We start from the raw sequence: 1,469 nt of genomic DNA on the forward strand, positions 1-1,469 counted from the left end.
AAAAGCCCCATACGCTCTTGTCTTTCTTTTATAGCCATATCCTCGTACATCATCGACAATTCCACTTATTTTCACATCAATAATGATAAATCGTGCTTCCCAGCTACAAGAAAAAACTGAAAAACAGACCACTATATACGGTAAAATCATAAATATTCCCAAGCAATGATTCATCTTGCACTCTCTTCTTATATATTAGACTAACAGTACAAACTAGATTTCTTTTTTTATTCTTTTTACATAGGGATGTAACACAAGTTAACTAGTTACACACTCTCAAAAATGGGCTCCTCGTCATTTAGTGTTTTTCTCTACCAACACTAAATGACGAGGAGCCGTTTGATTTTGCACAACTCATCAATCCCTATTGACAAAGAGCCAATATTTTCAATCTAGACTATTCGTTCAACTGTTCCTCAAACTCTTCTGGTTCCCACGCCTTTCCAAATGTATAATCCTTAAATAAAGCTGCTAAACCTGTTATCTGTTTTAATCTTAGTATTTCATCTTTATCCATCCCTAAATGCTTTGCAATCCAATTATCACTTCTACCACACTCATGCAGTTCTTTTACAATATTACTCATCAAATCAACATCATGGCTACCTCTTGCCCTGTTATGCCTGATAGTAGATGCCATTCTATGATCAAGTGCTTTATCAATGATAGAAACAGGTAGTCTTCCTTCTTCTCTTTCATAAATATCAGAATAATCAAGCATGATACGATATCTATGAAATCCATCTACGATAATGTATTTATCCTCTTCCACATTGTAATAACACACAATCGGCATGGTATATCCATCCGATTTAATACTATCATACAAAAGTTTCATCTCTGGCGGTGCTACAGTATTAGGATTATAATCATTAGGAAATATTTTTTCTATTGGGATAGATTGAATTTGATAAACCGGACTTTTAAAATTACTCACGTTCCAATTCCTCCAAACTCGTTTTATATTTTTGCTTTATAGCATCTACTACTCTTTGTTGTTCACGAGTTAAGCCAAACCCCATAAAACGACAAATATGATCATTTTTCAAAATACAAAAACACATTCTTTTCCAACTAGGAATATCTTTTGTGCTTAAAATATCATCTGTATGATCCGGAATTTTACCTAAGAAAATAATTCGGGAATTTTTAAAAATGGTATAGTTTGAAACACCATTTCTTTCAATATTATAGCCTTTTTCTTCCAATTCTTTAATTGTTTCTTCTTCTAACCCTCCACCAGTATTATGCCAAAAGAAAATTGATTTATTAAATTTGCTAATATAATTATTCCTGAGTCTAACCGGTAAGGTTGCTAAAAGAAACTGTGTATAAGATTTCCATGTATGCCCTTCAGGAAGTGTCACATTTCTGTACCCTACGGCTTTTGTCTTTCCGTAAATATTAGCAAAATTAGCTCCCTTAACTCTACCCAAAAGTTTTACCCACACAGTAGGATCTATAACCCT

The 1,469-nt window shown here is 33.3% G+C and carries 2 protein-coding genes; both read right to left on the reverse strand.

Annotation, left to right across the window (positions count from 1 at the left end):
- Positions 1 to 397: 397 nt before the first annotated feature.
- The gene (locus IGI96_RS19680) at positions 398 to 937 is read right to left on the reverse strand and encodes an IbrB-like domain-containing protein (RefSeq protein ID WP_438785603.1); all 540 of its coding nucleotides are present in this window, start codon (positions 935 to 937) and stop codon (positions 398 to 400) included.
- Positions 930 to 1,469: DUF3440 domain-containing protein (locus IGI96_RS19685; RefSeq protein WP_438785711.1), on the reverse strand; the 540-nt coding region annotated here is incomplete at its 5' end. The genes IGI96_RS19680 and IGI96_RS19685, both read right to left, overlap by 8 nt.

It is taken from the genome of Enterococcus sp. DIV0421, from assembly GCF_051713745.1.
In the GTDB taxonomy this organism is placed as follows: Bacteria; Bacillota; Bacilli; order Lactobacillales; family Enterococcaceae; genus Enterococcus_D; species Enterococcus_D casseliflavus.